The 25159-nt window shown below is 70.0% G+C and carries 21 protein-coding genes and 2 tRNA genes; 3 read left to right on the forward strand and 20 right to left on the reverse strand.

Features of this window, described 5'->3' with window-relative positions:
- Positions 1 to 110: 110 nt before the first annotated feature.
- The 4 genes from QA861_RS39220 to leuS all read right to left on the reverse strand — a co-directional run bounded on the left by QA861_RS39220 (position 111) and on the right by leuS (position 6206).
- Positions 111 to 1352, reverse strand: coding sequence for a ComEA family DNA-binding protein (locus QA861_RS39220; protein WP_443041636.1), 1242 nt, complete (start codon positions 1350 to 1352; stop codon positions 111 to 113).
- Between the two features lie 140 nt (positions 1353 to 1492).
- Positions 1493 to 2338, reverse strand: a complete 846-nt coding sequence (locus QA861_RS39225) for a DegV family protein (RefSeq protein WP_334593594.1) — start codon at positions 2336 to 2338, stop codon at positions 1493 to 1495.
- 81 nt (positions 2339 to 2419) lie between these two features.
- Positions 2420 to 3190 carry a hypothetical protein gene (locus tag QA861_RS39230; protein ID WP_334593595.1) on the reverse strand — a complete coding sequence of 257 codons (771 nt, stop codon included), beginning with the start codon at positions 3188 to 3190 and terminating at the stop codon, positions 2420 to 2422.
- A gap of 136 nt (positions 3191 to 3326) precedes the next feature.
- Entirely contained in the window at positions 3327 to 6206 is a 2880-nt protein-coding gene (leuS, locus tag QA861_RS39235; protein ID WP_334593597.1) for a leucine--tRNA ligase, read from the reverse strand.
- A gap of 479 nt (positions 6207 to 6685) precedes the next feature.
- On the opposite strand from leuS, the gene QA861_RS39240 reads away from it, so the two are divergent.
- Positions 6686 to 7987 (forward strand): ferric reductase-like transmembrane domain-containing protein, encoded by a 1302-nt coding sequence (locus tag QA861_RS39240; protein ID WP_334593599.1) that lies wholly within the window; start codon positions 6686 to 6688, stop codon positions 7985 to 7987.
- Positions 7984 to 9603 carry an NADH-ubiquinone oxidoreductase-F iron-sulfur binding region domain-containing protein gene (locus QA861_RS39245; RefSeq protein ID WP_334593600.1) on the forward strand — a complete coding sequence of 540 codons (1620 nt, stop codon included), beginning with the start codon at positions 7984 to 7986 and terminating at the stop codon, positions 9601 to 9603. The genes QA861_RS39240 and QA861_RS39245 overlap by 4 nt, the downstream gene beginning before the upstream one ends.
- Before the next feature lie 141 nt (positions 9604 to 9744).
- Here QA861_RS39245 and QA861_RS39250 read toward each other — a convergent pair.
- From QA861_RS39250 to QA861_RS39290, 9 genes are all read right to left on the reverse strand, one after another.
- Positions 9745 to 9817, reverse strand: a tRNA-Ala gene (locus tag QA861_RS39250).
- Between the two features lie 102 nt (positions 9818 to 9919).
- Positions 9920 to 10153 carry a hypothetical protein gene (locus QA861_RS39255; RefSeq protein WP_044472114.1) on the reverse strand — a complete coding sequence of 78 codons (234 nt, stop codon included), beginning with the start codon at positions 10151 to 10153 and terminating at the stop codon, positions 9920 to 9922.
- 433 nt (positions 10154 to 10586) lie between these two features.
- Positions 10587 to 10659: transfer RNA gene (locus QA861_RS39260), tRNA-Ala, on the reverse strand.
- 73 nt (positions 10660 to 10732) lie between these two features.
- Entirely contained in the window at positions 10733 to 11407 is a 675-nt protein-coding gene (locus QA861_RS39265; protein ID WP_334593601.1) for a histidine phosphatase family protein, read from the reverse strand.
- On the reverse strand, positions 11404 to 11847 hold the full coding sequence (gene rsfS, locus QA861_RS39270; protein WP_334593602.1) for a ribosome silencing factor: 444 nt from the start codon (positions 11845 to 11847) through the stop codon (positions 11404 to 11406). Before rsfS ends, QA861_RS39265 begins: the two co-directional genes overlap by 4 nt.
- 129 nt (positions 11848 to 11976) lie before the next feature.
- Positions 11977 to 13725 carry an LCP family protein gene (locus QA861_RS39275; protein ID WP_334593603.1) on the reverse strand — a complete coding sequence of 583 codons (1749 nt, stop codon included), beginning with the start codon at positions 13723 to 13725 and terminating at the stop codon, positions 11977 to 11979.
- 16 nt (positions 13726 to 13741) lie between these two features.
- Positions 13742 to 14446: a nicotinate-nucleotide adenylyltransferase gene (gene nadD / locus QA861_RS39280; protein ID WP_334593605.1), complete on the reverse strand. Its 705-nt coding sequence runs from the start codon at positions 14444 to 14446 to the stop codon at positions 13742 to 13744.
- A gap of 66 nt (positions 14447 to 14512) precedes the next feature.
- Positions 14513 to 14677 (reverse strand): hypothetical protein, encoded by a 165-nt coding sequence (locus tag QA861_RS39285; RefSeq protein ID WP_192583393.1) that lies wholly within the window; start codon positions 14675 to 14677, stop codon positions 14513 to 14515.
- Between the two features lie 131 nt (positions 14678 to 14808).
- Positions 14809 to 14970, reverse strand: coding sequence for a hypothetical protein (locus tag QA861_RS39290; protein WP_006376179.1), 162 nt, complete (start codon positions 14968 to 14970; stop codon positions 14809 to 14811).
- 101 nt (positions 14971 to 15071) lie between these two features.
- Here QA861_RS39290 and QA861_RS39295 point away from each other — a divergent pair, with 101 nt between their 5' ends.
- Positions 15072 to 16166, forward strand: coding sequence for a M48 family metallopeptidase (locus tag QA861_RS39295; RefSeq protein WP_334593606.1), 1095 nt, complete (start codon positions 15072 to 15074; stop codon positions 16164 to 16166).
- A gap of 88 nt (positions 16167 to 16254) precedes the next feature.
- Here QA861_RS39295 and QA861_RS39300 read toward each other — a convergent pair whose 3' ends face one another.
- From QA861_RS39300 to QA861_RS39330, 7 genes are all read right to left on the reverse strand, one after another.
- Positions 16255 to 17325, reverse strand: a complete 1071-nt coding sequence (locus QA861_RS39300) for an SCO2583 family membrane protein (RefSeq protein ID WP_334593607.1) — start codon at positions 17323 to 17325, stop codon at positions 16255 to 16257.
- Between the two features lie 100 nt (positions 17326 to 17425).
- Entirely contained in the window at positions 17426 to 18016 is a 591-nt protein-coding gene (locus QA861_RS39305; RefSeq protein WP_443041637.1) for an SCO2584 family spore wall biosynthesis protein, read from the reverse strand.
- A 182-nt stretch (positions 18017 to 18198) separates the two neighbouring features.
- Positions 18199 to 19485, reverse strand: a complete 1287-nt coding sequence (locus QA861_RS39310; protein ID WP_334593609.1) for a glutamate-5-semialdehyde dehydrogenase — start codon at positions 19483 to 19485, stop codon at positions 18199 to 18201.
- 104 nt (positions 19486 to 19589) lie between these two features.
- Positions 19590 to 20054: a DUF8830 family protein gene (locus QA861_RS39315; protein WP_334594992.1), complete on the reverse strand. Its 465-nt coding sequence runs from the start codon at positions 20052 to 20054 to the stop codon at positions 19590 to 19592.
- A 186-nt stretch (positions 20055 to 20240) separates the two neighbouring features.
- Positions 20241 to 21368: a glutamate 5-kinase gene (proB, locus tag QA861_RS39320; protein ID WP_334593610.1), complete on the reverse strand. Its 1128-nt coding sequence runs from the start codon at positions 21366 to 21368 to the stop codon at positions 20241 to 20243.
- Positions 21369 to 21496: 128 nt separating this feature from the next.
- Positions 21497 to 23530: a hypothetical protein gene (locus QA861_RS39325; RefSeq protein ID WP_334593611.1), complete on the reverse strand. Its 2034-nt coding sequence runs from the start codon at positions 23528 to 23530 to the stop codon at positions 21497 to 21499.
- A gap of 99 nt (positions 23531 to 23629) precedes the next feature.
- The gene (locus QA861_RS39330; RefSeq protein ID WP_334593613.1) at positions 23630 to 25132 is read right to left on the reverse strand and encodes a D-ribitol-5-phosphate cytidylyltransferase; all 1503 of its coding nucleotides are present in this window, start codon (positions 25130 to 25132) and stop codon (positions 23630 to 23632) included.
- Positions 25133 to 25159: the final 27 nt, after the last annotated feature.

A 25159-nucleotide genomic window follows, 5' to 3' on the forward strand; every position in this document is an offset into this window, starting at 1 on the left:
CCGATGAGCGGGGGCGACCGGGTCATCGTGTGTGCGGGGCTCTTCCTGCGCGGCCCCGGCCACCACACGACCGGGCGGCCCTTCGCTCTCCGAAGCAGGCGGTACCCGGTTCATGGCTGCACGAGATTTCGCAGGTCGGCGAAGCGCCGGTCACCGATGCCGTTCACGTCGCGCAGTTCGTCCACGGACCGGTATCCGCCGTGCTGGGTGCGGTAGTCGATGATGTGCTGGGCCAGCACAGGACCGACCCCCGGCAAGGTGTCGAGCTGGTCCACTGTGGCCGTGTTCAACGGGACAGGCGCCGCCGGACCAGCCGCCGGACCGCCCATGGAGCCGCCCGCTCCCCCGCCACCCGAGCCGCCCGTACCGCCCATGACCGCGCCCGGTACGGGCACAGCCCCGCCGACCACCACCTGTTCGCCGTCCACAAGGAAGCGCGCCCGGTTGAGCCCGTCGGTCTTCGTACCTGGACGCACCCCACCCGCGGCTCGCAGGGCGTCGGTGACCCTGGATCCGGCCGGCAGCCGATGCACTCCCGGTTCACGCACCTTGCCGCTGACGTCCACCACGATCTGGGCCCCGGCCGCGCCCGTGACACCCCGGGGAACGGCCGTAACACCCGCCCGTGCCGCCCCCACCGGCGCCGCCGCCCGCACGATTTCCGGCGCCCGAACGGGCTGGGCACGACCCGTCCAGAAGTGCTGCGTGGCGAGCACCGCGGCAGCGACCAGCACCACCGTGAGCGCCACCACGCTCCGCCGCTCCAGACCGCACCGCACCTGCAACCAGACAGGCATCCGCTCCCGCATCGCGAGCCCGGCCCGCTCCTGCCAAGCGCCGGCAGCCCGACCGCCCACAACACGGGCGCCGCCACCGGCATGGGCATGCGCACCGGCACCACTGCCCACCGCTACCGGAATTTCTGCGGTTTCCGCGGTTTCCGGCGCTTCCGCCGCACGAGGCGCGTCCCTGCTGACGCCCGCCCGTCCACGAGGGACTGCGACTGGGACATCGACCGCGGGAACTGTGACCGGGACATCAACCGGGGTACCAATGGGGATATCGAGACGCACCGCCGGAGTGACGCCCCGCGCCCCCTCCCCGAAGTCCCCCGCCCCCGCCCCCGCATCCCGCTCACCACCCGGCGGTCCGTTCCCCGACTCCCTTCGTCGCAGCGCCTGTTCGCCGAAGAGCGCCTGCGCCCGGCGGCGGATCTCGTCGGCCGACGCCTGCCGCTGCCGGGCCCGGCCGTGCGGACGTCGACGGCCGTACCGGACGCGGCCGTCGGACATCGGGCCGCGGCCCGGGCCACTGGTCGGAGTGGTTGCGTGTGAGCGTGATCGAAGTGCCATGCGCCGAGGATGGAGGAATCCTCCCCCTCGCGATGATCTTGCTCAATTCCGGTGGACAACTCGCCGGTTGTGGATAACTCCGTCACCCACACGGGTACCGCGCACAGGCAAAACCCTGCCATCAGAGCCTGCGGCACCCCTTACCGAGGCGAGACGACCACTCCCAGCAACCCGGGCCCCGTATGCGCCCCGATCACCGCCCCGACCTCACTCACGTGCAACTCGGCCAGCCCCGGCACCCGTACCCGCAATCGGTCCGCGAGGGCCGCCGCCCGGTCAGGGGCGGCCAGATGGTGAACGGCGATGTCGACCTGAGCGCCGCCCGCCTGGTCGGCGACGATCTCCTCCAGCCGAGCGATTGCCTTGGACGCCGTCCGTACCTTCTCCCGCAGCTCGATGCGGCCCCCTTCCAGCTGCAGCAGCGGCTTCACGGCGAGGGCGGAGCCGAGGAGGGCCTGCGCGGCGCCTATCCGACCGCCGCGGCGCAGATAGTCGAGGGTGTCGACGTAGAAGTACGCGGACGTACCGGCGGCCCGCTTCTCCGCGGCCGTGACGGCTTCGTCCACCGTGCCGCCCGCTTCCGCCACCTCGGCCGCCGAAAGTGCGCAGAACCCGAGGGCCATCGCGACCACGCCGGTGTCCACCACCCGCACGGGCACCGGCGCCTCACGGGCCGCCAGCACCGCGGCGTCGTACGTGCCCGAGAACTCGGCGGAGAGGTGCAGCGAGACGATGCCGGTGGCACCGGACTCGGCGAGCTTGCGGTAGGTCTCCGCGAAAAGCTCGGGGCTGGGACGGGAGGTGGTGACGGGCCGGCGCTTCTGGAGTGCCTGGGCCAGGGAACGGGCCGAGATCTCGGTGCCCTCTTCGAGGGCCCGGTCACCGAGGACCACGGTCAGCGGCACCGCGATGATGCCGTGGCGCTCCATCGTCCGCGGCGGCAGGTAGGCCGTTGAATCGGTGACGATCGCGACATGGCGGGACATGATCTGGAGGTTACCTGCCGTAGGTGGTGGGCGGCAGCCCGCCCCTTTCACCTGCGGCGGGACCGGAGTCGTGCCGCAGGATCAAGTCGTGCTCTCGGGACGGGGTTTCTTCTGCCAGGGGTATACGGGCTGTTGGACCGGCGGGGTGATCGCCGGCCGGGTCGGTTCGGCGGCCCGGCGCGCGCCGGGGTTGTCCGGCCAGGTCTGCTGCGCGGTGGCGCCGTCGGGGGCCGGGGCCTCGGGCCACGGCGGCGGAGCGGCGGCGGGGGTAGGAGTCTGCGTGGGGGGCGCGGCAGACGTGGGCTCCGCGGTCGTCCAGTGCCGCAGGGCGCCCGCCTCGACGTCGATCTGGGTCCTCAGGGCGTCCAGGTCGTCGTCCGCGAAACGCGTCGCCCGGTCCCGGGCCGCCCAGCGCAGCGAGTCGGCCGCCTGCGTGATCTGGTCGGTGCGCTCGCGCAGGGCGGGGAGTCGCGCGACGAGCGTCGCCCGGTCGGGCTCGGACTCCAGCCTCTTGAGTTCCGCGTCCAGCTCTTGGCCGTGCGAGCTGAGCCGCTCGAAGAGGCCGAGGGACTCCTTGAGGGACTCGTCCTCGCCGACGCCCGCATGCAGCGCGTCCTGCGTGGCTCGCATGGACGTGCGCAGCTTGAGCCTGAGCTGGGCCAGCTCGCCGGCCGGGCCGGGCTGGGCGTAGGTCTTGGCGCGCAGCGTGGTGTCCTCGACCGTGCGGCGGGCCTGCGAGATCGTCCGGTCCACGCCTCTCTTGGCCGCGCCGACCACCTTCACGGTCGCGTACACGCCCAGCACCACGAACAGCAGGAAGAGCAGGGCGACAACTGCGACAGCGGCTTCCACGACGCTCCTCCTCCTACCGGTCGCGGCCTTCGAGCCGCTCTTCAACGGTAAACGCAAAGGGCAGGCCCGGAGTTCCAAAAGAACCCCGAACCTGCCCGTAGGGGACTACCCGGAGCGGCCGGAGAGGCCGCCCCGCCTACGCCGTGACGATGTTGACCAGCTTCGGCGCCCGCACGATCACCTTGCGGATACCCGCTCCGGCCAGCGCCTCCACGACCTTGTCGTCACCCAGAGCCACCTTCTCCAGCTCGTCGTCGGAGATCGACGGCGAGACCTCCAGGCGGGCCCTGACCTTGCCTTTGATCTGCACGACGCAGGTCACGCTCTCGTCCACGACGTACGCGGGGTCGGCGACCGGGAAGTCCTGGTGGACGACCGAGTCGGGGTGGCCCAGCCTGCGCCACAGCTCCTCGGCGATGTGCGGGGCCAGCGGCGCGACCAGCAGCACCAGGGCCTCGGCGACGGGACGCGCGACCGGACCGCCCACCTTCGTCAGGTGGTTGTTCAGCTCGGTGACCTTGGCGATGGCGGTGTTGAACCGCAGGCCCTCCAGGTCCTGGCGGACGCCGTCGATCGCCTTGTGCAGCGCTCGCAGGGTCGTCTCGTCGGCCTCGGTGTCGACGACGGTGACCTCGCCGCTGTCCTCGTCGACGACGTTGCGCCACAGCCGCTGCAGCAGCCGGTACTGGCCCACCACCGCGCGCGTGTCCCACGGCCGGGACACGTCCAGGGGACCCATCGCCATCTCGTACAGGCGCAGCGTGTCCGCTCCGTACTCGGCGCTGACCTCGTCCGGAGTGACCGCGTTCTTCAGGGACTTGCCCATCTTGCCCAGCACCCGGGAGACCTTCTCGCCCTGGTGGTAGAAGGCGCCGTCGCGCTCCTCCACCTCGGCGGCCGGGACGGCGATGCCGCGGCTGTCGCGGTACACGAAGGCCTGGATCATGCCCTGGTTGAACAGCCTGTGGAACGGCTCGACGGAGGAGACATGCCCCAGGTCGAACAGGACCTTGGACCAGAAGCGCGCGTACAGCAGGTGCAGTACGGCGTGCTCGGCGCCGCCGACGTACAGGTCGACGCCGCCGTGCGGCTGGCCCTCCCGGGGGCCCATCCAGTACTGCTCGATGGCCGGGTCGACCAGTTTCCGGTCGTTGTTCGGGTCCAGGTAGCGCAGCTCGTACCAGCAGGAACCGGCCCAGTTGGGCATGGTGTTGGTCTCGCGGCGGTACTTCTGCGGGCCTCGGCCGTCGCCCAGGTCCAGGGTGACGTTGACCCAGTCCGCGTTGCGGGACAGCGGGGTCTCCGGGGAGGTGTTCGCGTCGTCGGCGTCGAAGGTGCGCGGCGAGTAGTCCTCGACCTCGGGCAGCTCCAGGGGCAGCATCGACTCGGGCAGCGAGTGGGCGACGCCGTCCTCGTCGTAGACGATGGGGAAGGGCTCGCCCCAGTAGCGCTGGCGGCTGAACAGCCAGTCGCGCAACCGGAAGTTGACGGTCCCGCGGCCGATTGCCTTGCCTTCCAGCCACTCGGTGATGCGTGCCTTGGCGTCGGCGACGGCCAGCCCGTCCAGCGAGATGTCGTCGTTGGCCGAGTTGATGATCTTCGCGTCGTACGCCCCGAAGGCGTTGTCCCACGTCGAGGTGTCGGTGCCGCGTCCGTCGGTCGGCTCGACGATGCAGGGGATCGGCAGCTCGAAGGCGCGTGCGAACTCGAAGTCGCGCTGGTCGCCCGCCGGCACGGCCATGATCGCGCCGGTGCCGTACCCCATCAGGACGTAGTCGGCGATGAAGACGGGGACCTTCTCGCCGTTGACCGGGTTGGTTGCGTACGAGCCGATGAAGACACCGGTCTTGTCCTTGGCCTCGGCCTGCCGCTCGACGTCCGACTTCGAGGCGGCCTGGGCGCGGTAGGCGGCGACGGCCTCGGCGGGCGTGGCGTGGCCACCCGTCCAGACGTCGTGGGTGCCCTCGGGCCAGGCGGCCGGGACCAGCTTCTCGACCAGCGGGTGCTCGGGCGCCAGGACCATGTAGCTGGCGCCGAACAGGGTGTCGGGGCGGGTGGTGAAGACCGTGATGGCCTCGCCGCCCGCGGCGAAGTCGACCCGAGCGCCCTCGGAGCGGCCGATCCAGTTGCGCTGCTGCAGTTTGATGGCCTCGGGCCAGTCCAGCGCGTCCAGGTCGTTCAGCAGCCGGTCGGCGTAGGCGGTGATGCGCATGTTCCACTGGCGCAGCTTGGCCTTGAAGACGGGGAAGTTGCCGCGCTCGGAACGGCCGTCGGCGGTGACCTCCTCGTTCGCCAGTACGGTGCCCAGTCCCGGGCACCAGTTGACGGGTGCCTCGGAGGCGTACGCCAGGCGGTACTCGCTCAGGACGTCGGCGCGCTCGGTGGCGGTCAGCTCGCTCCACGCGCGCGCGTGGTCACCCGGTACGGCGCGCTCGCCGCTCTCGAACAGGGCGATCAGCTCGGCGATCGGGCGGGCCCTGTCCGCCTCCTCGTCGTACCAGGAGTTGAAGATCTGCAGGAAGATCCACTGGGTCCACTTGTAGTAGCCCGGGTCGATCGTGGCGAAGGACCGGCGCTTGTCGTGGCCCAGGCCCAGCCGACGCAGCTGGACCTTCATGTTCTCGATGTTGGCCTCGGTGGACACCCGGGGGTGCGTGCCGGTCTGCACGGCGTACTGCTCGGCGGGCAGGCCGAAGGCGTCGAAGCCCAGGGTGTGCAGGACGTTGTGGCCGGTCATGCGCTGGAAGCGGGCGTACACGTCGGTCGCGATGTAGCCCAGCGGATGGCCGACGTGCAGACCCGCACCGGAGGGGTACGGGAACATGTCCATGATGAACTTCTTGGGCTTGGCGGCCAGCTCCGGGTCGCCCGCCAGATCGCCGCTCGGGTTGGGGGCCGCGTACGTGCCCTCGGCGTCCCAGAAGTCCTGCCAGCGTGCCTCGATGTCGGCCGCCATGGCAGCCGTGTAGCGGTGCGGCGCTGCGACCTCGGCGGCAGCGGGGTTCGTCTCGCTCATGGTCCTCAAAGCTCCATCGATCGTCTCTGCCAGCGGCTGGAAATGAAAAATCCCCTCGCACAGGAGGGGACGCCGCGCCGATGCCGACCACGATTCGTCAGTGGTCGGGACTGATCAGCGCGGCTCACTAAGCAGAAGGCGTACGGCACGCATGGCGTCAGGGTACCGCAGCCGTCGAGCGTGCCGCGACGGAGTTACCCGTGTGCGTGGCACCGGGTGCCACGCCCGGAAAGAGTCCCGAAAGTCCCCACAGGATCCCCACACCTCGCCCGCGGGCCTCAGCGGGAAACGTGAATCGCCACACAGCAAAACCTGAACCAGGTTCAGAAATTACTTCGCGTAACAACCCCTATGGGACATCACAACGGCCTCGCAGCCCTTTGGTAACAGCGCAATAACTCAAACCTCGTACTCCTCGGTATGTCTCGACTTAGAGTTCGACGCGGGACCGCCTTCCCGAACCGCTCGGAGTTGCCCCCATGAACCCTCGTAGTAACAGTTCGCTTCCTGGTACCGGCCGTTCGGCCAGCGGGATGGCGACGGCTGCCATGCTGCTGCTCATACCGGTGATCGTGCTGGTCGGCGGTGACTCGGTCCAGGACTTCCTGAACTTCGGTGCCGGCGTCCTGTCACTGGTCGCCCTCTCCTGCTCGGTGATCTGGGGCCTGGTCGCGACCGACCGGGTCTTCCTGAACACCCGTCAGCGACTGATCGCACAGGCCGTGCACCGGACGACCGCTGTCTCCTCGGTCGCCTTCCTGCTGCTGCACGTCTCGGTCAAGCTGGCACTCGACCACGTCACACTGATCGCCGCGCTGATCCCCTTCAGCCTGGGCGTCACCGGCACCTCAGGCCTGATCGGCATGGGCTCCATGGCCGGCCTGCTCATGATCTTCACGGCCGTCACCGGCGCACTGCGCAGCCGGTTCGCCTCCCCGGCACCGGTCGCGGCACGCTGGCGCGCGATGCACATGCTGGCCTACCCGGCCTGGTGCTTCGCGCTGGTCCACGGGCTGTACGCGGGACGCCAGGCGAAGCCGATCTTCACGATCCTGTACGGCCTGTGCCTGCTGGCGGTCATCGCCGCCCTGGCACTGCGTTCGGCGCCCCGCCCGTTCAAGCGCAGGGTGGCCGCCCAGATCATGGCGATCCTGGGCTCCCAGGAGCGACCGGGCCGCGAGGGCCTGGACGCCAGCCGGGCGCGCCTCGGGGAGTCCACCCTGCCGGGCTACGAGAACCAGTCCGCCGGCAGGCCCGCGCGCGGGGACTCCGGAGTGCCCCCGCAGCGCAGCGCGCCCGGCGCGTCGCCGCTCTACGACGCTCCGGCCAGCCGCACCATGACCCCCGAACCCGCGAACGACGGCTTCGCGGCCGCCTATCGGGCCGTGACGCCCCCGCGCGCGCAGGACCCGTACAACATGGACCAGACCGCGCGGATGGACATCCAGGCCACCGAAGCGATGCCGCGCATGGACGGCAGCACGTCGGGCAGTTGGCCGGTCCCCTCCCCGCCGCCCGTCGGTGAAGCTCCCGTGTCGGCGTACGACCCCATGGCCGACACCGGATACAACATCCCGACCTATGGCAATCCGGGCACAGCCGCGTACGGCATGAGTGATATGTACAACACCGGTGAGTCGAATGCCGCCTATGGCACGTACAACGCGAACGACACGTACAACAGCGGTCCCGCCACTGATGCAAACCCCGGTGCTTCCTATGACTTCGACGCACCGGGTTCGGGCGAACCTTGGAACGCGCCTTCCGGAGGCTTTAAGTGAACGAGGCTCTGCCCGACGTACCCGAAGTCCGCGTGGTGGGGCTTCCCCAGCTCACGTCGGGTTTCGACCTCGTCGAGAGACTTGACCTGCCCATGCACCTCAAGGTGCACGGTCCGCTCGAACCGATGGGCGGCGAGCAGCTCGCACAGCTCTCCGAACGTATTTCCCTCAAGGGCCGCGGCGGCGCGGGTTTCCCCTTCCACAAGAAGCTGCGGTCGGTCGCCGAGACGGCGATCCGCCGCGGTGTGCGGCCGGTCGTGGTCGTCAACGCGAGCGAGGACGAGCCCGCCTGCCGCAAGGACACGGTGCTGGTCAACCGTGCCCCGCACCTGATCCTGGACGGCGCCCTGCTGTGCGCGGAGGCCATGGGCGCCCGCACCCTCGTCATCGGGGTGACACGTGAATCCACCCAGCGTTCCATGGAGGCCGCGCTCGCCGAGCGCGGCCTGAACAACGGCCGCCGATCGGCCCTCCGCGCGCGCGTGCAGCGCAATCCGATCCGCATGGTCACCGGCGCCGCCGCCTCACTGATCCGTTCCATCGACGGCGGTCCGGCGATCCCGCCCGGCCGCAAGATCAGCGCCTCGCAGAGCGGCGTCGGCGGCGCACCCACCCTGCTGTCCAACGCCGAGACATACGCCCAACTGGCGATCGCCGCCCGCATCGGGGCCGAGCGCTACTGCAACACCGGCCTGTACGACGAGCCGGGCACCGTCATGCTCACGGTCTCCGGCGCGGTCGCCCGCCCCATGGTGATCGAGGTGCCGACGGGTGTCCCGCTGCGCTACGTCCTCCAGCTCGCCGGCGCCCCGCCGGTCCCACAGGGTGTGCTGACCGGCGGCTACCACGGCAAGTGGATCGACGCGGCGACGGTCAACGAGGCGATCGTCTCGCGCAACTCCCTGGACGCGGTGGGCGGTGCGCTCGGCGCCGGCGCGATCCTGCCGATCAGCCAGGACACCTGCCCGCTGGGCGAGTCCCTGCGTGTGGCCCAGTGGCTGGCCGAGGAGAGCGCCGGTCAGTGCGGCCCCTGTTACCTCGGTCTGCCCGCCGCGGCGCGCGGCATGGCGGACATCCTCAACGGCGGCGGCCCGGCCGCCCTGGAGGCCGTCAAGCAGGTCGCCAAGTCCGTGAAGCGGCGCGGCGCGTGCTCGCATCCTGACGGTTCGGCGATGTTCCTGGAATCGACCATCAAGGCGTTCACGGACGACCTCGCCGCCCATGTCCTCGGAAACGGCTGCGGGAGGCCCGTAGAAGGCGTTCTGCCGCTCTTCGAGGGCGGTCAGACGCCCACGGGTATCCCGGGCGGCCAGGCGGAGGAGGAGAGCGGCCCCAGCCGTCAGAAGATCTACGTCGACTGGACCCTCTGCCGGGGCCACGGCCTGTGCGCCGACATCCTCCCGGAGGTCTTCGAACTGGGCGCCGACGGCTTCCCGACCGTCGCGCAGGCGAAGGTGCCCCGGTACGCGGAGGCGAAGGCGCTGCGCGCGGTGCGCCGCTGCCCGGCGCTGGCGCTGCGTCTTGAGGAGGACACCAGGGCCTCGGCCCCCGACCGTCTGCCGGTCCTCTCCCAGCGCGGCGGCAGGGGCCGCCGCGCCCTCGGCAGCGGTCGCTGAGACACCCGGAAGCAACCACGGCGGGCCCTCGATCAGTCGAGTGGCCCGCCGTACGCGTTCCTCCTGCACCCGCCGTGCACTCCGCGCACCCAAACGACGAAGGCGGGCCATCCTGTTCGGATGACCCGCCTTCAACTTCTGTGGAGCTAAGGAGAATTGAACTCCTGACCTCCTGCATGCCATGCAGGCGCTCTACCAACTGAGCTATAGCCCCTCGCGGCCTTCTGCCGGGTTTCCCCGGCGGCGACGCCAACATTACCGGTCCCCCGGTGCAGCACCAAATCGTTTCCGTCGCCCCCGGCAGGGGTACCGGGGGTCAGGCCGTGACGAACGAGTAGAACCGTTTGAGGGTGCAGTGCTCCTCGAGGAGCCGACCGTAGATCGGCTCGCCCTCCAGCTCACGGTAGGTCTCGATCGGGTCGCCTTTTATGATCAGCGCCCGCGCGCATTCCTCGCACCAGTACTGGTAGTCGTGGTTCACCGGCTCCATGTCACGGACGATGGGCGTACCACTGCCGCACCAGTCGCATTTCCTCCTGTGTGCACCCATCGATCAGCTCCAGCTGTGGCCGCAGGCCGTGCACACGTAGGAAACGCCACCGTTGTCACCGAGCACCTGGGCGACATGGCCGGAACCGCAGGAAGGACAGCTGAGACGGGTTCTTCTGCCCCGTATGACTGCCGCTTCAGAGAGGTGACCGACCTCCCTGAGGATGCTCGCAGGCATCGCAACTCCCTCCCGTCGGGCCGCGCCCCCTTCCGGCCGTTTGATTCTGCCACGGCCGGGCCAATACGGTCAGCGACGCCTTCGTACCAGTCCGGACACGGCACCCACCGAGGCCGTCGGAGCCGGCGTGAACGCGCACGCAAGTAGAGCTTCCGGAGAGGTATACGCCTCCGGGCCCCCAAGTGACTCAAGCGGGGCGAACGAAAAATCCCGCCCCCCGGAGGGGGCGGGACCTTGACCGACCGACCATCTTCTGTGGAGCTAAGGAGAATTGAACTCCTGACCTCCTGCATGCCATGCAGGCGCTCTACCAACTGAGCTATAGCCCCGTCTGTTCTTCCCGCCCGGCGGGGCGAACAAGAAGAACTTTAGCCTGCGGCCTGCCGGAAAGTGAAATCCGGGTCAGTCGTCGTCGCCGAGCACGGGTTCGGGCAGTGTGCCGGCGTTGTGCTCAAGGAGACGCCAGCCGCGGGCGCCCTCACCGAGGACGGACCAGCAGCAGTTGGAGAGACCGCCGAGGCTCTCCCAATGGCGGGACTCCAGGCCGAGCAGGCGCCCAATGGTGGTCCGGATGGTGCCACCGTGACTGACGACCACGAGGGTGCCGTCCTCGGGGAGCTTCTCGGCGTGCCGCAGCACCACGGGGGCGGCTCGGTCGGCGACCTCGGTCTCCAGTTCACCGCCGCCTCGGCGGATCGGCTCACCGCGCTTCCACGCGGCGTACTCGTCGCCGTGGCGGCCGATGATCTCCTCATGCGTCAGCCCCTGCCAGACGCCCGCGTACGTCTCCCGAAGGCCCTCGTCGTGCGTCACCGTGAGGTCGGTGAGCTCGGCGAGTTCGCGGGCCGTGTACGCAGCGCGCCGGAGGTCCGAGGCGACGATCGCGTCGGGCTTCAGCGAGGCGAGCAACCGGGCGGCGCGACGGGCCTGACCGATGCCGGTCTCGGTGAGCTCGACGTCGGTCGTGCCCTGGAAGCGCCGCTCCACGTTCCACGACGTCTGGCCGTGACGCCACAGGATGAGGCGGCGGCCCTGGCCCGGCTTGCGGCCGGTCCCGGCGGACGAGGGTGCGGTCACCGCAGGCCTCCGAAGTCGGCGGGGTCCTCCTCGGCCTGGAGCTTGGCGTGCTCGGCGGCCTTGCCGCGGGTGGCCTTGGCGTCGGCGGGCAGCTCCAGCTCGGGGCAGTCCTTCCAGAGCCGCTCCAGGGCGTAGAAGACGCGCTCCTCGCTGTGCTGGACGTGGACGACGATGTCGACGTAGTCCAGGAGCACCCAGCGGGCCTCGCGGTCACCCTCGCGGCGGACCGGCTTGACGCCGAGTTCCTTGCCGAGCCGCTCCTCGATCTCGTCGACGATCGACTTGACCTGGCGGTCGTTGGGTGCGGAGGCCAGCAGGAAGGCGTCCGTGATCGACAGCACGTCGCTGACGTCGTAGGCGATGATGTCGTGCGCGAGCTTGTCGGCAGCCGCCTGCGCGGCGGCGGAGATGAGCTCGATGGAACGGTCAGTGGCGGTCACTACAAGGCTTTCGGTCGGCGGTCGGGAACCCGTGCGGGTTACCCAAGGGTCTCACGGACGGCCGACGCCACCCCACGTCATTACGGGATCACACCCCGGGCACCCACTGGGGGCCCGGGGTGTGCGCGGTCACGAGGCCGGCTTGTAGTCCTGGCCGAGGATCACGGAGACGTCCGCGTTCGAGAAGACCGTGCCCTTCTTCACCGTGCTCGTGGGCAGCCCCAGCGTCTTGGCGGTCTCGACGGCGTTCTCCTTGTCGGCGGCGTCGCCGTAGGTGACCAGGGAGGTGGCGCGCGCGGTGTCGGCCGTACCGGCCTCCAGGAAGGTGAAGCCGCCGTTCAGGAGCACGACGCGGGCCTTCTCGGTGTCGCCCTTGTCGCCGGTGGCGTTCTGGACGGAGACACGGACCGCGGCGTCCTTCTCGGGGCTCTTGGCGGTGCCGCCGAGCACGGTCTTCACGACCGAGGAGCCGGCCTGGGCGCTCAGGGTGCCGTCCCCCTGGACCGGCAGCAGCGCTGTCTTGTAGTCGCCGCCCTTGGCGAGGTCGGCGAGCCTGGCGAGGAAGCTGCCGAGGTCCTTGTCGGTCAGCGAGGGGTCGAGGATCTGCGCCAGCGTCTGCACGGTGACCGTCGCCGCCTGGGCGTCGGAGGACAGTTTGCGCAGCACTCCCTGCATGACCTGCCCGAACCGCTCCAGCTGGGCGTCCTGAGTCTCGCCGCGGGCGAGGTAGGTGGCGTAGGCGACGGCCATCTTGCCGCTGAGGGTCTGGGCCTCGCCCTTCTTCACGAGGGGCGCCGTGCCCTTCTTGGCGGCCGGGTCGGGTACGTCCGCGTTGGTGTCGATGTCGATGTTGCCGACCAGCTCGACGAGGTTCTGCAGGTAGGGGGTGTCGAGCCGCCAGGTGCCCTCGATGTCGGTGCCGAGGACGGTGTCGAGCGCGTCGCGTGTCCCGGAGGAGCCGTCGTCTTCGACGGACTTGGCGAGCGTGGTCGTGGAGCCGTCGTCGTCGGTCAGAGCGAGGGAGTTGGGCAGCAGCACCGTGGTGCCCTGCTTGGTCGTGGAGTTGTCGACGAGCAGCACCGTGGAGGTGCCGCCCTTCTTGGTGTTGTGCAGGTGGACGACGACGACGTCCCGTTTCTGGGCCCCCGCGGTGGTCGCCCCGCCGGTTCCGCTGGCCGCGGACGATGCCCCCGGCAGCTTCCCCGCGTACCAGAGATAGCCGGCCCCGCCGACCGCCACCATGGCGAGGACGACGATCAGGGCGATGGCGCGACCGCGTGCGCGGCGCTTGGCCTCCTCGCGTCGCTCGCTGCGGTTCTCGGTGAAGTCCAGCCAGTCGATGACATCCTCGGAGTCACCGGTGGGCTCCTCGACGAAGGCGAACTGCTGGGTGCTGTAGTCGCGTTCACCCAGGACCTGCGAGGCCTCCTGGGCCCTCTGGGCCTGCGGGACGTCGCCTTCGACCGGGCCGCCCTGCTGCGGAACGTAGGCGGCAGGCGCTGCCTGCGCGGTGCGGGCCGTCGGCACCGACGGCGGTGCCTGCTCGGCGACCCGGGGCTGCTGCCCGCTGTTCGCCGGCTGCCCGTAGGGGTCGTACCCGGTGGCCGGGTTTCCGGCGCCGTACGGGTCGTACGAGGTGGCGGGCTGCTGCTGTCCGGTCGCGTACGGGTCGTAGCCGTACCCCGCGTATCCCTGCTGCTGGGGGACCTGCTGCGCGTACGGGTCGTACGGCTGCGGGTTCGGCTGTGTCTGCTGCTGTTGCTGGTACTGCTGCTGGGGTGACGGCACCTGCTGGTACACAGGCCGGCCGTAGTCGTCGTAGCCGGCGAGCTCGTACTGCTGGTCGCCGTCGTACCCCGAGTCGTGTCGGTCGTTCACCGGTGCCCCTCTCGGCTCACTCGCCGCGGTACAGCTCGCGCTTGTCGATGTAGCGCACCACACCGTCCGGAACCAGATACCAGACCGGGTCGCCCTTGGCGACCCTCGCACGGCAGTCTGTGGACGAGATGGCCAGGGCGGGAACCTCGACGAGCGAGACACCGCCCTCCGGGAGTCCCGGGTCGGTCAGGGTGTGGCCGGGCCGGGTGACTCCGATGAAGTGCGCGAGGGAGAACAGTTCTTCGGCGTCGCGCCAGGTGAGGATCTGGCCGAGCGCGTCGGCGCCCGTGATGAAGAACAGGTCCGTATCGGGGTTGAGCGCTCGCAGGTCGCGCAGGGTGTCCGTGGTGTACGTCGGCCCACCGCGGTCGAGGTCGATGCGGCTGACCGAGAACTGGGGGTTCTCGGCGGTCGCGATGACCGTCATCAGATAGCGGTCCTCGGCCGGCGACACGCTGCGGTCGGTCTTCTGCCACGGCTGTCCGGTCGGTACGAACACCACCTCGTCGAGGTGGAACTGCGCGGCGACCTCGCTGGCCGCCACGAGGTGCCCGTGGTGGATCGGATCGAATGTCCCGCCCATGACACCGAGGCGGCGCTTGCCGGGGTTCGACGGACCGTTACCGAGCACGCGCCGGAGCCCCGGACGGCTCTTCGCGTCGCGCGCCGGACGGTCGACGGCGTTGTCCGCCGGACCGGTAGGCATGTCCTGCTCTCCCATGCGGCAGACCCTACCGGCCCGGCCGGAGGGCACCGGCCGCGGCGTCCGAACCCTCCCGGACCCGACTCAGCGGTCGCGGTTGAACCGGGTGGTGATCCACAGCAGGAGCAGCAGGACGAAGAGGGCGCCGCCACCTGTGAGGTAGGGGCTGAGACTCTCGTGGTTGCCGCCGTGCTCCTCGCCCTCGGCTGCGAGGGTGACCAACTGGGCTGCGGTGCTGTGGAAGCTCATCTTCGGCAGGACCTATCCGGTGAGGGCGGGATAAAGACGTCGGCCCATCGTAAGCGTGCCCTGCGACGAGGATCACGCCGACTCCGCCGTCAGCTCCGGGGAGGGACCGGCGGGGGAACTTCCGGCCCGTCTCAGTCGTCCTTCTGCCTGTACCCCCGCAGCAGGAACCACGCGGTCAGGATGCAGCCGAAGAACATCACGATCAGCACGACCCGGAGCAGATCGCCGGATCCCTGCTTCTCGGCGGCGCTCGCGGCCTCGGTGATCCAGTCGGTTACGGGGGTGTGGTCCATCGGATCGCTCCTTAGGGTGTGCTGCCCCGCCACGGTATCTCCGCCTAGGCTGGACTCCACTTCGGGGGGCACATAGGGCAATCAGACGCGTGGGGGAACACATGTCCGACGACAGCCGTGACAGCAACGGGCAGGGGCCCGAGGGCCACGAGAACGTGCCCAGCAGACAGCGCACCCGTTTCCCGGGGATCTCCTCACGGGCGTACGAGCACCCGGCCGACCGCTCCGCCCTGGTCGCCCTGCGCAAGCTCAGCGGGTTCGACACCGTCTTCAAGGCGCTCAGCGGGCTGCTTCCCGAGCGCAGTCTGCGGCTGCTGTTCCTGTCCGACTCCGTGCGCGTCTCGGACCAGCAGTTCGCCCACCTCCACGCCATGCTGCGCGACGCCTGCCACATCCTGGACCTGGAGAAGGTCCCGCCGATGTACGTCAACCAGGACCCGCAGCCCAACGCCATGTGCATCGGTCTGGACGAGCCGATCATCGTCGTCACCACGGGCCTCGTCGAGCTGCTCGACGAGGAGGAGATGCGGGCCGTCGTCGGGCACGAGGTCGGACACGCCCTCTCCGGGCACTCCGTCTACCGGACGATCCTGCTGTTCCTGACCAACCTGGCCCTTCGTGTCGCCTGGATCCCGCTCGGCAACATCGCGATCATGGCGATCGTCACCGCCCTGCGCGAGTGGTTCCGCAAGTCGGAGCTGTCCGCCGACCGCGCGGGACTGCTCGTCGGCCAGGACCTCAAGGCCTCGATGCGCGGCCTGATGAAGATCGCCGGCGGCAACCACCTGCACGAGATGAACGTGGACGCGTTCCTCGCCCAGGCGGAGGAGTACGAGGCGGGGGGCGATCTGCGTGACTCCGTGCTGAAGATCCTCAACGTCCTGCCCCGCACCCACCCCTTCACCACCGTGCGCGCCGCCGAGCTGAAGAAGTGGGCCGAGTCCCGGGACTACCAGCGGGTCATGGACGGCCACTACCCGCGCCGCACCGAGGACAAGGACACCTCGGTGTCCGGCTCCTTCCGCGAGTCGGCGGCGAGTTACGCGAGCAATGTCAAGAACTCCAAGGACCCGCTGATGAAGCTGGTCTCCGACATCGCCGGCGGGGCGGGCGACCTCGGCGGCAGGGTGCGAAGAGGCTTCGGCAGCTCCACCGGTTCAACACCTCCGCGAGACGACTCGTCTCCGGGCGACTAAGCCCACCTAGGGGCGCGGGGAACTGCGCGACAAGCCCCACCGGGCCCGCACCCGGCGAACCACCCCAGACACCCTCGCGCCTCCGGCCTCACACCGTCGGCTGCACCCCCGCCGCCAGCGAGCCGCACAGCGCCGCCGTGCCGCCCGTGGCATACGGATCCGTCCCGGCCGGTCCACCCGCCTTGGCGGTCTGGCCGGCCAGCATCGGCCTCAGGTAACCGACGGAGTCCTCCGCGCAGGACAGCGGTCCGGCCTGGACGTAGGAGACGACCAGCCGGACCTGGTGCATGCGCAGGTCGGCGCGGTCGAAGCTGAAGTGCAGCTCGCGCCGGACGGTGAACAGGGACGCCTGCGCCTGTTCGCCGGCGCCGGTGGGCCGCAGCGCGTACACGAAGGTGTGGTCCGCCACGACCTCCAGGGTCGCCGAGTCGGTCTCCGTGGCCCGCAGGGTGCCCCGTACGCGAATCCTGTCGTCGGCCAGCTGTGCGCGGGAGGGGTCGAAGCGGACCAGCCATCCGGTGGGCGCGTGCCTGCCGTCGGCGGTCGGTTGGTCGAAACTCTGGTCGAACTGGTCGAGTTGGTCGGGATCGAGCATCACCCGCACGGCTCGGACCTCGCCGCCGGTGAGCACCTCCGGATAGAGCGAGGACTCGACCAGGTAGTCCTTGGCGGCGGTGAGGGCGGTGACGACCTGGCTGTCCGAGAAGTGCTCGGTGCGTCGCGTGGCGGGCAGGGCGATGCCCTCGGCGCCTATGCCGAACTGTGCCGCCGGACTATGTGCGAACAGTTGTTCGGGGTCGGTGGTGCCGGGCACGGCGCCCTGTGGCGCGAGGGGGATGACGGTCATCCGCAGCGGCTCCGAGGCCGGCTCGGCGACCGGGCTCTGGTAAGGGTTCCGTACACCCATGTAGATCGCGGTACCGAAGGCGACGGCGATCAGCAGCACGAGGATCAGCGCTTGCCGGGACAGCCCCCGGTGCAGGGGCTGGCGACGGCGTACGGCCGGTGCGTGGTCGTCCAGGCGCTCCTGCGCGGAGAACTCCTGAAGCCGGGCAGCGCGGACGAACGACTCGTCGAAGACGACGGATCGGTACTCGTCCTCGCCGCCACCAGGGGCAGCCTCGGGTGTCCCCTCAGGTGGGTCTCCTGGTCCGCCCATACCTTCAGAGTAGGTCTCCGGAAGCCTCGGTAAACGCCCCGCTGCACGACAGTTCTGACAGGTTCCCACCAGGAAGGGACAGTGCGCGGGCGCATTCGGGTCAGGGAGTGCGGGGGAACGCGGACACGGCCGGCCGGGAGTAGTCGGCCGAAGCGGACGGCGCCGTTTTGCCGCCCTGCTCAAGATTGGTCGAGGCGGGCGGCGGCACCTGCTCCTGGCGCCCGGAGGACGACCCCCGGTAGACCGCCGTGAAGGCCAGCGCGACCATGCCGATCCCCATCACGAGAGCGAGCATCCAGGCGACGGGGCGGTGCCAGCGGGAGACCTGTTTGCCGTGTGCGCCCGGAGCGCCGTAGCGGCCCTCCAGGATGTCGGCGTCGTCCAGGTCGTCGAGATCCCGGCCGTGGCCGTAATAGGCGGGGTCGTCGGACCCGAAGCCGTCGTCGTGGCGCTCGTCTCTGAGGCCTCTGGCGTGCGCCCGGCGCGCCTCGGCCTCGGAGGCCTCCGCTCTCGCCTGCGCTGCGGCAAGGAGGCGTTCGACGGCGGTCGGCTCGTGCACCACGGCCGCCTGTACGAAGGCCTCGTCGAAGACCACGGAGGCGAACTCTTCGTCCGGCACCCCGCGGTCGTGGTCGTCGTCGGGCTCCCAGCCGTCAGGGAAGAACGGCGTGCCCCCCACGTCCTCCGGCACGGATCCAGAGTAGACCGGGGGGGTCAATTTGGGCAGACGGTAGGGAAATTCAGCTACTGGATGAGATGCGTTTCATGCGTCGCCGGCCGCCGTCGCACGCGCCGACCCGCCGGGGCACAGCGCCGGGTGTACGCCCCCCCGTCCGCCGGGCGCCCCGGCGGACGGACCCGCGATCACGCCCCTCAGCGGCGGATATGCCCGTCGCCGGTGACGATGTACTTGGTGCTGGTCAGCTCCGGCAGCCCCATCGGCCCGCGCGCGTGCAGCTTCTGCGTCGAGATACCGATCTCCGCGCCGAAACCGAACTGACCGCCGTCGGTGAAGCGCGTCGAGGCGTTGACGGCGACCGTCGTCGAGTCGACCAGCTGGGTGAAGCGGCGGGCGGCCTGCTGCGAGGTCGTCACGATCGCCTCCGTGTGCCCGGAGGTCCACAGCCGGATGTGGTCGACGGCCCGCTCCAGCGAGTCGACGACGGCGGCGGCGATGTCGTACGACAGGTACTCGGTCTCCCAGTCCTCCAGCGTCGCCTCGACCACCGTGGCCTTCGAGTCCTTCGCGTACGCCAGCACACGCTCGTCGGCGTGCACGGTGACCCCGGCCTCCGCCAGCGCGTCCAGGGCGCGCGGCAGGAACTCGGGGGCGATGTCCTGGTGGACGAGGAGGGTCTCGGCGGAGTTGCAGACGCTCGGGCGCGAGGCCTTGGAGTTGATCAGGATCTCGATCGCCATGTCGATGTCGGCCTGTGCGTCCACGTACACATGGCAGTTGCCCGTGCCGGTCTCGATGACGGGAACCGTCGACTCCTGGACGACGGTCCGGATCAGGGAGGCGCCGCCGCGCGGGATCAGTACGTCGACCAGGCCGCGGGCGCGCATCAGTTCCCGTACGGACTCGCGGTTCTCGCCGGGGACGAGCTGCACGGCGTCGGCGGGCAGGCCGGCGCCGCCGACGGCGTCGCGCAGCACCCGTACCAGGGCGGCGTTCGACTCGTGCGCCGAGGACGAGCCACGCAGCAGCACCGCGTTGCCGGACTTCAGGCAGAGGGCGGCGGCGTCGACCGTCACGTTCGGGCGGGCCTCGTAGATGATGCCGACGACACCCAGCGGGACGCGGACCTGGCGCAGGTCGATGCCGTTGGGGAGGGTGGACCCGCGGACGACCTCGCCGACCGGGTCGGGCAGCGCCACCACGTCCCGGACGTCGGAGGCGATGGCGCGCACCCGCTCCGGGGTGAGGGTCAGCCGGTCGATGACCGTCTCGCTGGTGCCGGCCTCCCGCGCGCGGGCGATGTCCTTGGCGTTGGCCTCGACGATTTCGCTCGTACGGACCTCCAGCGCGTCCGCGACGGCGAGGAGCGCGTCGTCCTTCTCGGCCCGCGGAAGGGGGGCGAGGTCGGCGGCGGCGGCCTTGGCACGGTAGGCGGCCTGTGTGACCGGGGACATCGAGTCGTACGGCGAAAGCGTGGGCATGAGGGAAAGCGTAGTGCGCCGGACGGAACCGTCCACCGGCTATCCCAAACCCCGAGACAAGCCCCGGAGAGCCCGCAAATCCGCCGGACGGGCCTGGAAACCAGCTAGAAGGGGTGGACGCCCACCGGGGTCGCCGGCAGCGGGCCGAAGCCCTCGGCGATGCGGTAGTGGTAGGTCTCGCGGTCGATGACCTCCAGACCGACGATCTCCCAGGGCGGCAGCTTCGCGGTCTGGCGGTGCTCGCCCCACAGACGCAGGGCGACGGCCGCGGCGTCGTGCAGATCGCGGGCCTCCTCCCAGTAGCGGATCTCCGCGTGGTCGTTGGCGTATCTGCTGGTCAGCAGGAAGGGGTGGTCGTGAGCGAGCTGTTCCAGACCGCGCCGGACCTCCTTCAGCGGGGCCTCGGCGCCGGAGACGCTGAGCGTGACATGCCACAGGCGCGGCAGGTCCTTCGGCTCCTCGAACGCCTCCTCGAAGCGGGCGCCCGCCGCGACGCTGGTCAGGGCGCGCTCCTCGCCCACCTTGCGGGAGGCGGTTCCACCGCGGGACGTCGCCGCCCCAGGGCGCACTCGTCTCACGGCGGCCTCCTTCACCCGATGGTCGTGCGGAATCTCCCTGAAACAGAGAGAAGCAGGTGCGCACGCTTCATGGGGCACTTTTGCGGAACGTCCACCTCACGGCGGGCGGAATTACGGGGCGTTCCCCCTGTTTTCGGCCTTTGCGGGACTGAAGTCAAAAGGGAAGGCTGATGTGACTCAGGGGTTCAGGATGACCAGGTCGTCCCGGTGTACGACCTCGCGCTCGTACGCGGGGCCCAGTTCGCGGGCCAGTTCGCGCGTCGACCGGCCGATCAGCTGGGGGATCTCCTTGGCGTCGAAGTTGACGAGCCCGCGTGCGACGGCGCGGCCCGTGCTGTCGCACAGTTCGACCGGGTCACCGGCGACGAACTCGCCCTCGACCGCGGCGATCCCGGCCGGCAGCAACGACTTGCGCCCCTGGACGACCGCGCGCACGGCCCCGTCGTCGAGGCTGAGCGAGCCCTGCGGGGTGGAGGCGTGCTGGAGCCAGAGCAGACGGTCGGCGGAGCGCCTGCCCGTGGCGTGGAAGTAGGTGCCTGTGTCCCGGCCCGTGAAGGCGTCGGCGGCGTGCACCGCACTTGTCAGGACCACCGGGATACCGGCGGCGGCGGCGATCCGGGCGGCCTCGACCTTGGTGACCATCCCGCCGGTGCCGACGCCGGCCTTGCCCGCGCTGCCGATGTCGACATGGGCGAGGTCCGCGGGGCCGCGCACCTCGGCGATCCGGGACGTGCCGGCTTTGCTGGGGTCGCCGTCGTACACGCCGTCGATGTCGGACAGCAGTACGAGGAGGTCGGCCCGTACGAGGTGGGCGACGAGGGCGGCGAGGCGGTCGTTGTCGCCGAAGCGGATCTCGTCCGTGGCGACGGTGTCGTTCTCGTTGACGACCGGGAGGGCGCCCATCGCGAGGAGCTTGTCGAGGGTGCGCGAGGCGTTTCGGTGGTTGGCGCGGCGGCTGGTGTCGTCGGAGGTCAGCAGCACCTGGCCGACCCGGATGCCGTGGCGGGCGCAGGAGGCCGTGTAGCGGGCGATGAGGAGCCCCTGCCCGACGCTGGCGGCGGCCTGCTGGCGGGCCAGGTCCTTGGGGCGCCGGCGCAGGCCCAGCGGGGCGAGTCCTGCGGCGATGGCGCCGGAGGAGACGAGGACGATCTCCTTCTCACCGCCGCTGCGGCTGGTGGCGAGGACGTCGACGAGCGCGTCCACCCGGTCGGCGTCGAGGCCGCCGGCCGCCGTGGTCAACGACGAGGAACCCACCTTGACGACAATCCTGTGGGCCTCTGCGACGGCCTTCCTTGCCCCTGCCACCTGCGTTTCGTCCCCTCGGGTCGTCCGGCTGCGCTGACGCGCAATTTACGCGAACAGGGGGCGCGGGCGTGCGTCGGTCCAGTGGGCGGACGGCGGATCCCACCGCCGTTCCGCACCGGTCGGGCCCCTCAGGTGCGCGCGGTCGCCGCCTGCCGCTGCTGCCCAGCGTTGCGTGCCTCGGCCTTCACCGCGAGGTCCGCCGTCGCGGTGTTGAACTGCTCGATGGACGGCGGCTCGTCGGGGCCGAGCAGATACCGCTTGAGCTCCGCCCGCTCACCGGCCAGCGGATCGGCCGCCGGATCACGCACCGCGTCCAGCAACTGCCCCAGTTCCGCGGCACTGTTGGAGAGGATCACGGCGGCTCGTACGGCGGTGTTCTGCCGCTTGAACTCCTCCGCGCCCAGCGCCGCCGAGTCCGACACGGCGTACGGCTTGCCGCTCGCGATGAAGTCGGAGACCACGCTGGAGATGTCGGAGACCATCGCGTCGGAGACGTTGAAGCAGTCGTACAGCCGCGGTTCGGCACCCGTGACGACCCGGTGCTCCCCGGCGCTGAACGAACGCCAGTACGTGTCGTTCCACTCGGTGCGCAGCTTCGCGATCTCCTCGTGCCGCTCCACGTCGATCACCCCGTCCCGGGTCGCCTCCGCCTCGTCGCCCTTCTCACCGGCGGACCCGGCCAGCTCGGCGAGCCGCGCCTCGATCCGGGCGAGGTCGGCCCTGGCGCCCGTCTGCTCGCCGAGGTCGCCCAGGAAGCGCGGGTCGGCGGCCCGCTCCACCGCGGCCTTCTCGACAAGCGCGGTGATCCGCTCGTGCGCGGCCCTGGCCTCGTCACTGCGGGTGCCGGTGAAGGGGTGCGGCTTGTACAGCACCCGCACGGGCGGGTCGGCCGACACCAGCTCGCGCACGATGTTCTCACCGGCGAGCAGGAGGGAGGTGTTGCCGGGATCGTCGTCCCAGCCTTCCCAGGTGGGCGCGTACAGGACGGTCGGGATACGGGCTCCGGGCGCCCCCCGCGACCCGCGGATGGGCGCCAGCTGGGGCCGCCCGACCTCGACGATGTCCTCGTCCCGCACGCCCACGTCGGCGATCGCGTACCGGTCGCGCCCGGCGCGCCCGGCGACCCACACCTCGTCGTAGGCCTTGCTGAACGGGTTCACGCTGGCGATCTTGTCGCTGTCGCCGTGCCCGATGAAGACGTGCTTCATGGTCGGTACGCGCAACAGGTGGATGTTCTTGCCCACGTTCGCCGCGTAGAGCGCGACCCGGACCGTGCGCAGGTCCAGGTTCATCAGATGGATCCCGCCGGGCACACAGATGACGGGGACGGTCGTGGGCGCGAGGTTCTGCAGTATGACGCGTTCCCGCAGGACGATCAGGGGCCGGGTGTCCAGCTGCTCCATCGTCTCCAGCCACATGTTGACCTGGTACGCCGAGTCCTTGGAGCCGGAGAAGTACAGCACCGTCTGCGGCCGGTACTCGCGCAGCCACGCGTCCGTCGCCGCGAGCACCGTCTCCGCGTCCGGTGGGATGCGGCGCCCCCGGACGTAGGGCGCGAGGGCGGCGACGTAAAGGAACGCCAGTCCGAGGGTGACGCCGACGCCGACCATGCCGTACACCGTCGAGCCGGTCTCGGTGGTGATGAGGATGCCGGTCAGCGCGGCCAGGTCGAGGTGGAGCATCTTCTCGGTGGAGCGGTCCAGCAGGAAGCGCGGCGGGGCGTCGGGGATGGGGATGCGCGAGGCCAGCTCGACGTTGCGGGTGGCGACCGGCATCCGGCGGCGGTTGCGGATCAGCGTGATCAGGGCGCCGTGCGGGGCCTGGAAGCCGTAGAAGGTGATGAAGCAGGCGATCGCGGCGTAGAAGATCACGTTCCTGGAGAGGTCCGCGCGCGCCAGCAGGAGCAGCACCAGCAGTTCCCGGACCAGGAACCGGATGGAGACGCCCGCCCGCACCTTGCTGAGGCGGTTGACCAGATAGCTGCCCCGACGGTGGAGATAGTGGTCCGCCAGATAGGTCACTGCGGCGGCGGCGGCGAAGGCGGGCACGCTCGGGAGGAGCGCGGCCAGCATGAGACAGGGGAAGCCCAGCATCATGAGGACCGCCGCGGCCAACTCGGCCGGGCTGCCCACCCGGGCGACGCGAATAGCAGTGGAGATCAAGGGGAACCTGTATCTGGGAAAGTACCCGGGAACAATCTGAAATTACTCGGGAATTATCTGGCTGTCTGTCCGTTGGTTTTCGTGAATTTGGTGTGGATTTTATGCCAGGTCGTCGTTCTGCCGGTCGAGAACGCTGGCGAGTGCCTGTTCGAAACCCGAGGCCCGGCCGGCCACGGCTGTCGGGTCCTGCTGGCGGACGTCGATGACATGCCCGGTCAGCTCGGACAGCAGCACGTCCAGCGAGGTACGGGCCACCGCCTCGGAGGACAGCAGCGAACCCGCGGGCTCCTGGCCGAAGGCCTTCGTACGCATCGGCGTGGCCGTGCGCTCCGGGTTGACGCAGTTGACGCGGACCCCGTCACCGGCCCACTCGTCCGACAGGGCCTGGGTGAGGTTCACCATCGCGGCCTTGGTGGAGGAGTAGAGGCTGTACTCGGCCCGGCCGCGCGTGTAGCTGCTGGAGGTGTAGAGGAGCAGCTGGCCCTTGGTCTCGGCGAGGTACTTGTAGGCCGAGCGGGCGATCTGCACGGGGGCGAGGTAGTTGACCTTCAGCGCTTCCTCGATGGTCGCGTTGTCGGTCTCGGCGAGCTTGCCGATCCGCAGGACGCCGGCCGTGTTGATGACGTAGTCGATGCGCCCGGTCTCGGAGTACGCCTTGGACAGCGCGTCGTCGACCTCCTCCGGGTTCTCGACGTGCGTGCCCGTGGTCGAGCGCCCGAGGGCGTACACCTTGGCGCCGTACCCCTCGGCCAGCTCGGCGATGTCCTTGCCGATGCCGTAGGACCCGCCGAAGACGACGAGTGTCCTGCCGGTGAGCAACTCTCGGTAGGCCTCCTCGCTCATCTGTTCCGGCGTGGCGGCGGAGGCGAGCTGGAAGAGCTTGTCGGCGATGAAGACATCGACGGGCTGGGTGACCTTCATGTTGTACTCGTCGCCCGCGACAACATGGATCGGCACATCCGGCAGATACCGGAGTACGACCGAACAGTCGTCCGTGGCCTGGAAGTTGGGGTCGCCGGCCGCGACCTCGTAGGCCCGCCGGATGGTCGACAGCTTGAACGCCTGAGGCGTCTGACCGCGCCGCAGCCGCGAGCGGTCGGGGATCTCGGTGATGAACTCACCGTCCTCGCCGTGCGTGCGCGTGACGATGATCGTGTCGGCGGAGGGAATGGCGACGTCGACGGCCTGGTAACGCTCCAGGGCGATCACGCAGTCGTCGATGACCCGCTGGGACAGCAGCGGCCGTACGGCGTCGTGGAACAGGACGTTGGCGTCCTCACCGTCGGCCAGGCCCTCCCCCAGGGCCTCGATGGCCCGCTCGGTGGTGTCGTTGCGGGTCGCGCCGCCCTCGATGATCCGGGTGACCTTCTTGAATCCGGCCTTGGCGACGATCTTCTCGACGTCCGGCACATAGCCGGGGGCCATCAGGACGATGACGTCGTCGATCGAGTCCGCGTGCTCGAAGGTGCTGAGGGTGTGCTCGATGACCGCCTTGCCCGCGATCTTCAGCAACTGCTTCGGAATCGACAGACCCACCCGCTGACCGGTGCCGCCCGCGAGGACGACGGCGGTGGTGCGGGGCTTGGCTTTGTGCTGGGACACGGGCGACCTACCTCGGGGCAACGGAGA

The sequence above is a fragment of the Streptomyces sp. B21-083 genome (assembly GCF_036898825.1).
Taxonomy (GTDB): Bacteria; Actinomycetota; Actinomycetes; order Streptomycetales; family Streptomycetaceae; genus Streptomyces.

Coding starts and splice junctions, on each gene's coding strand:
- QA861_RS39220 (WP_443041636.1), bottom strand. CDS start 1,352: ATGGCACTTCGATCACGCTCACACGCAACCACTCCGACCAGTGGCCCG.
- QA861_RS39225 (WP_334593594.1), bottom strand. CDS start 2,338: ATGTCCCGCCATGTCGCGATCGTCACCGATTCAACGGCCTACCTGCCG.
- leuS (WP_334593597.1), bottom strand. CDS start 6,206: ATGAGCGAGACGAACCCCGCTGCCGCCGAGGTCGCAGCGCCGCACCGC.
- QA861_RS39240 (WP_334593599.1), top strand. CDS start 6,686: ATGAACCCTCGTAGTAACAGTTCGCTTCCTGGTACCGGCCGTTCGGCC.
- QA861_RS39255 (WP_044472114.1), bottom strand. CDS start 10,153: ATGGGTGCACACAGGAGGAAATGCGACTGGTGCGGCAGTGGTACGCCC.
- nadD (WP_334593605.1), bottom strand. CDS start 14,446: ATGGGAGAGCAGGACATGCCTACCGGTCCGGCGGACAACGCCGTCGAC.
- QA861_RS39285 (WP_192583393.1), bottom strand. CDS start 14,677: ATGAGCTTCCACAGCACCGCAGCCCAGTTGGTCACCCTCGCAGCCGAG.
- QA861_RS39290 (WP_006376179.1), bottom strand. CDS start 14,970: ATGGACCACACCCCCGTAACCGACTGGATCACCGAGGCCGCGAGCGCC.
- QA861_RS39295 (WP_334593606.1), top strand. CDS start 15,072: ATGTCCGACGACAGCCGTGACAGCAACGGGCAGGGGCCCGAGGGCCAC.
- QA861_RS39300 (WP_334593607.1), bottom strand. CDS start 17,325: ATGGGCGGACCAGGAGACCCACCTGAGGGGACACCCGAGGCTGCCCCT.
- QA861_RS39310 (WP_334593609.1), bottom strand. CDS start 19,485: ATGCCCACGCTTTCGCCGTACGACTCGATGTCCCCGGTCACACAGGCC.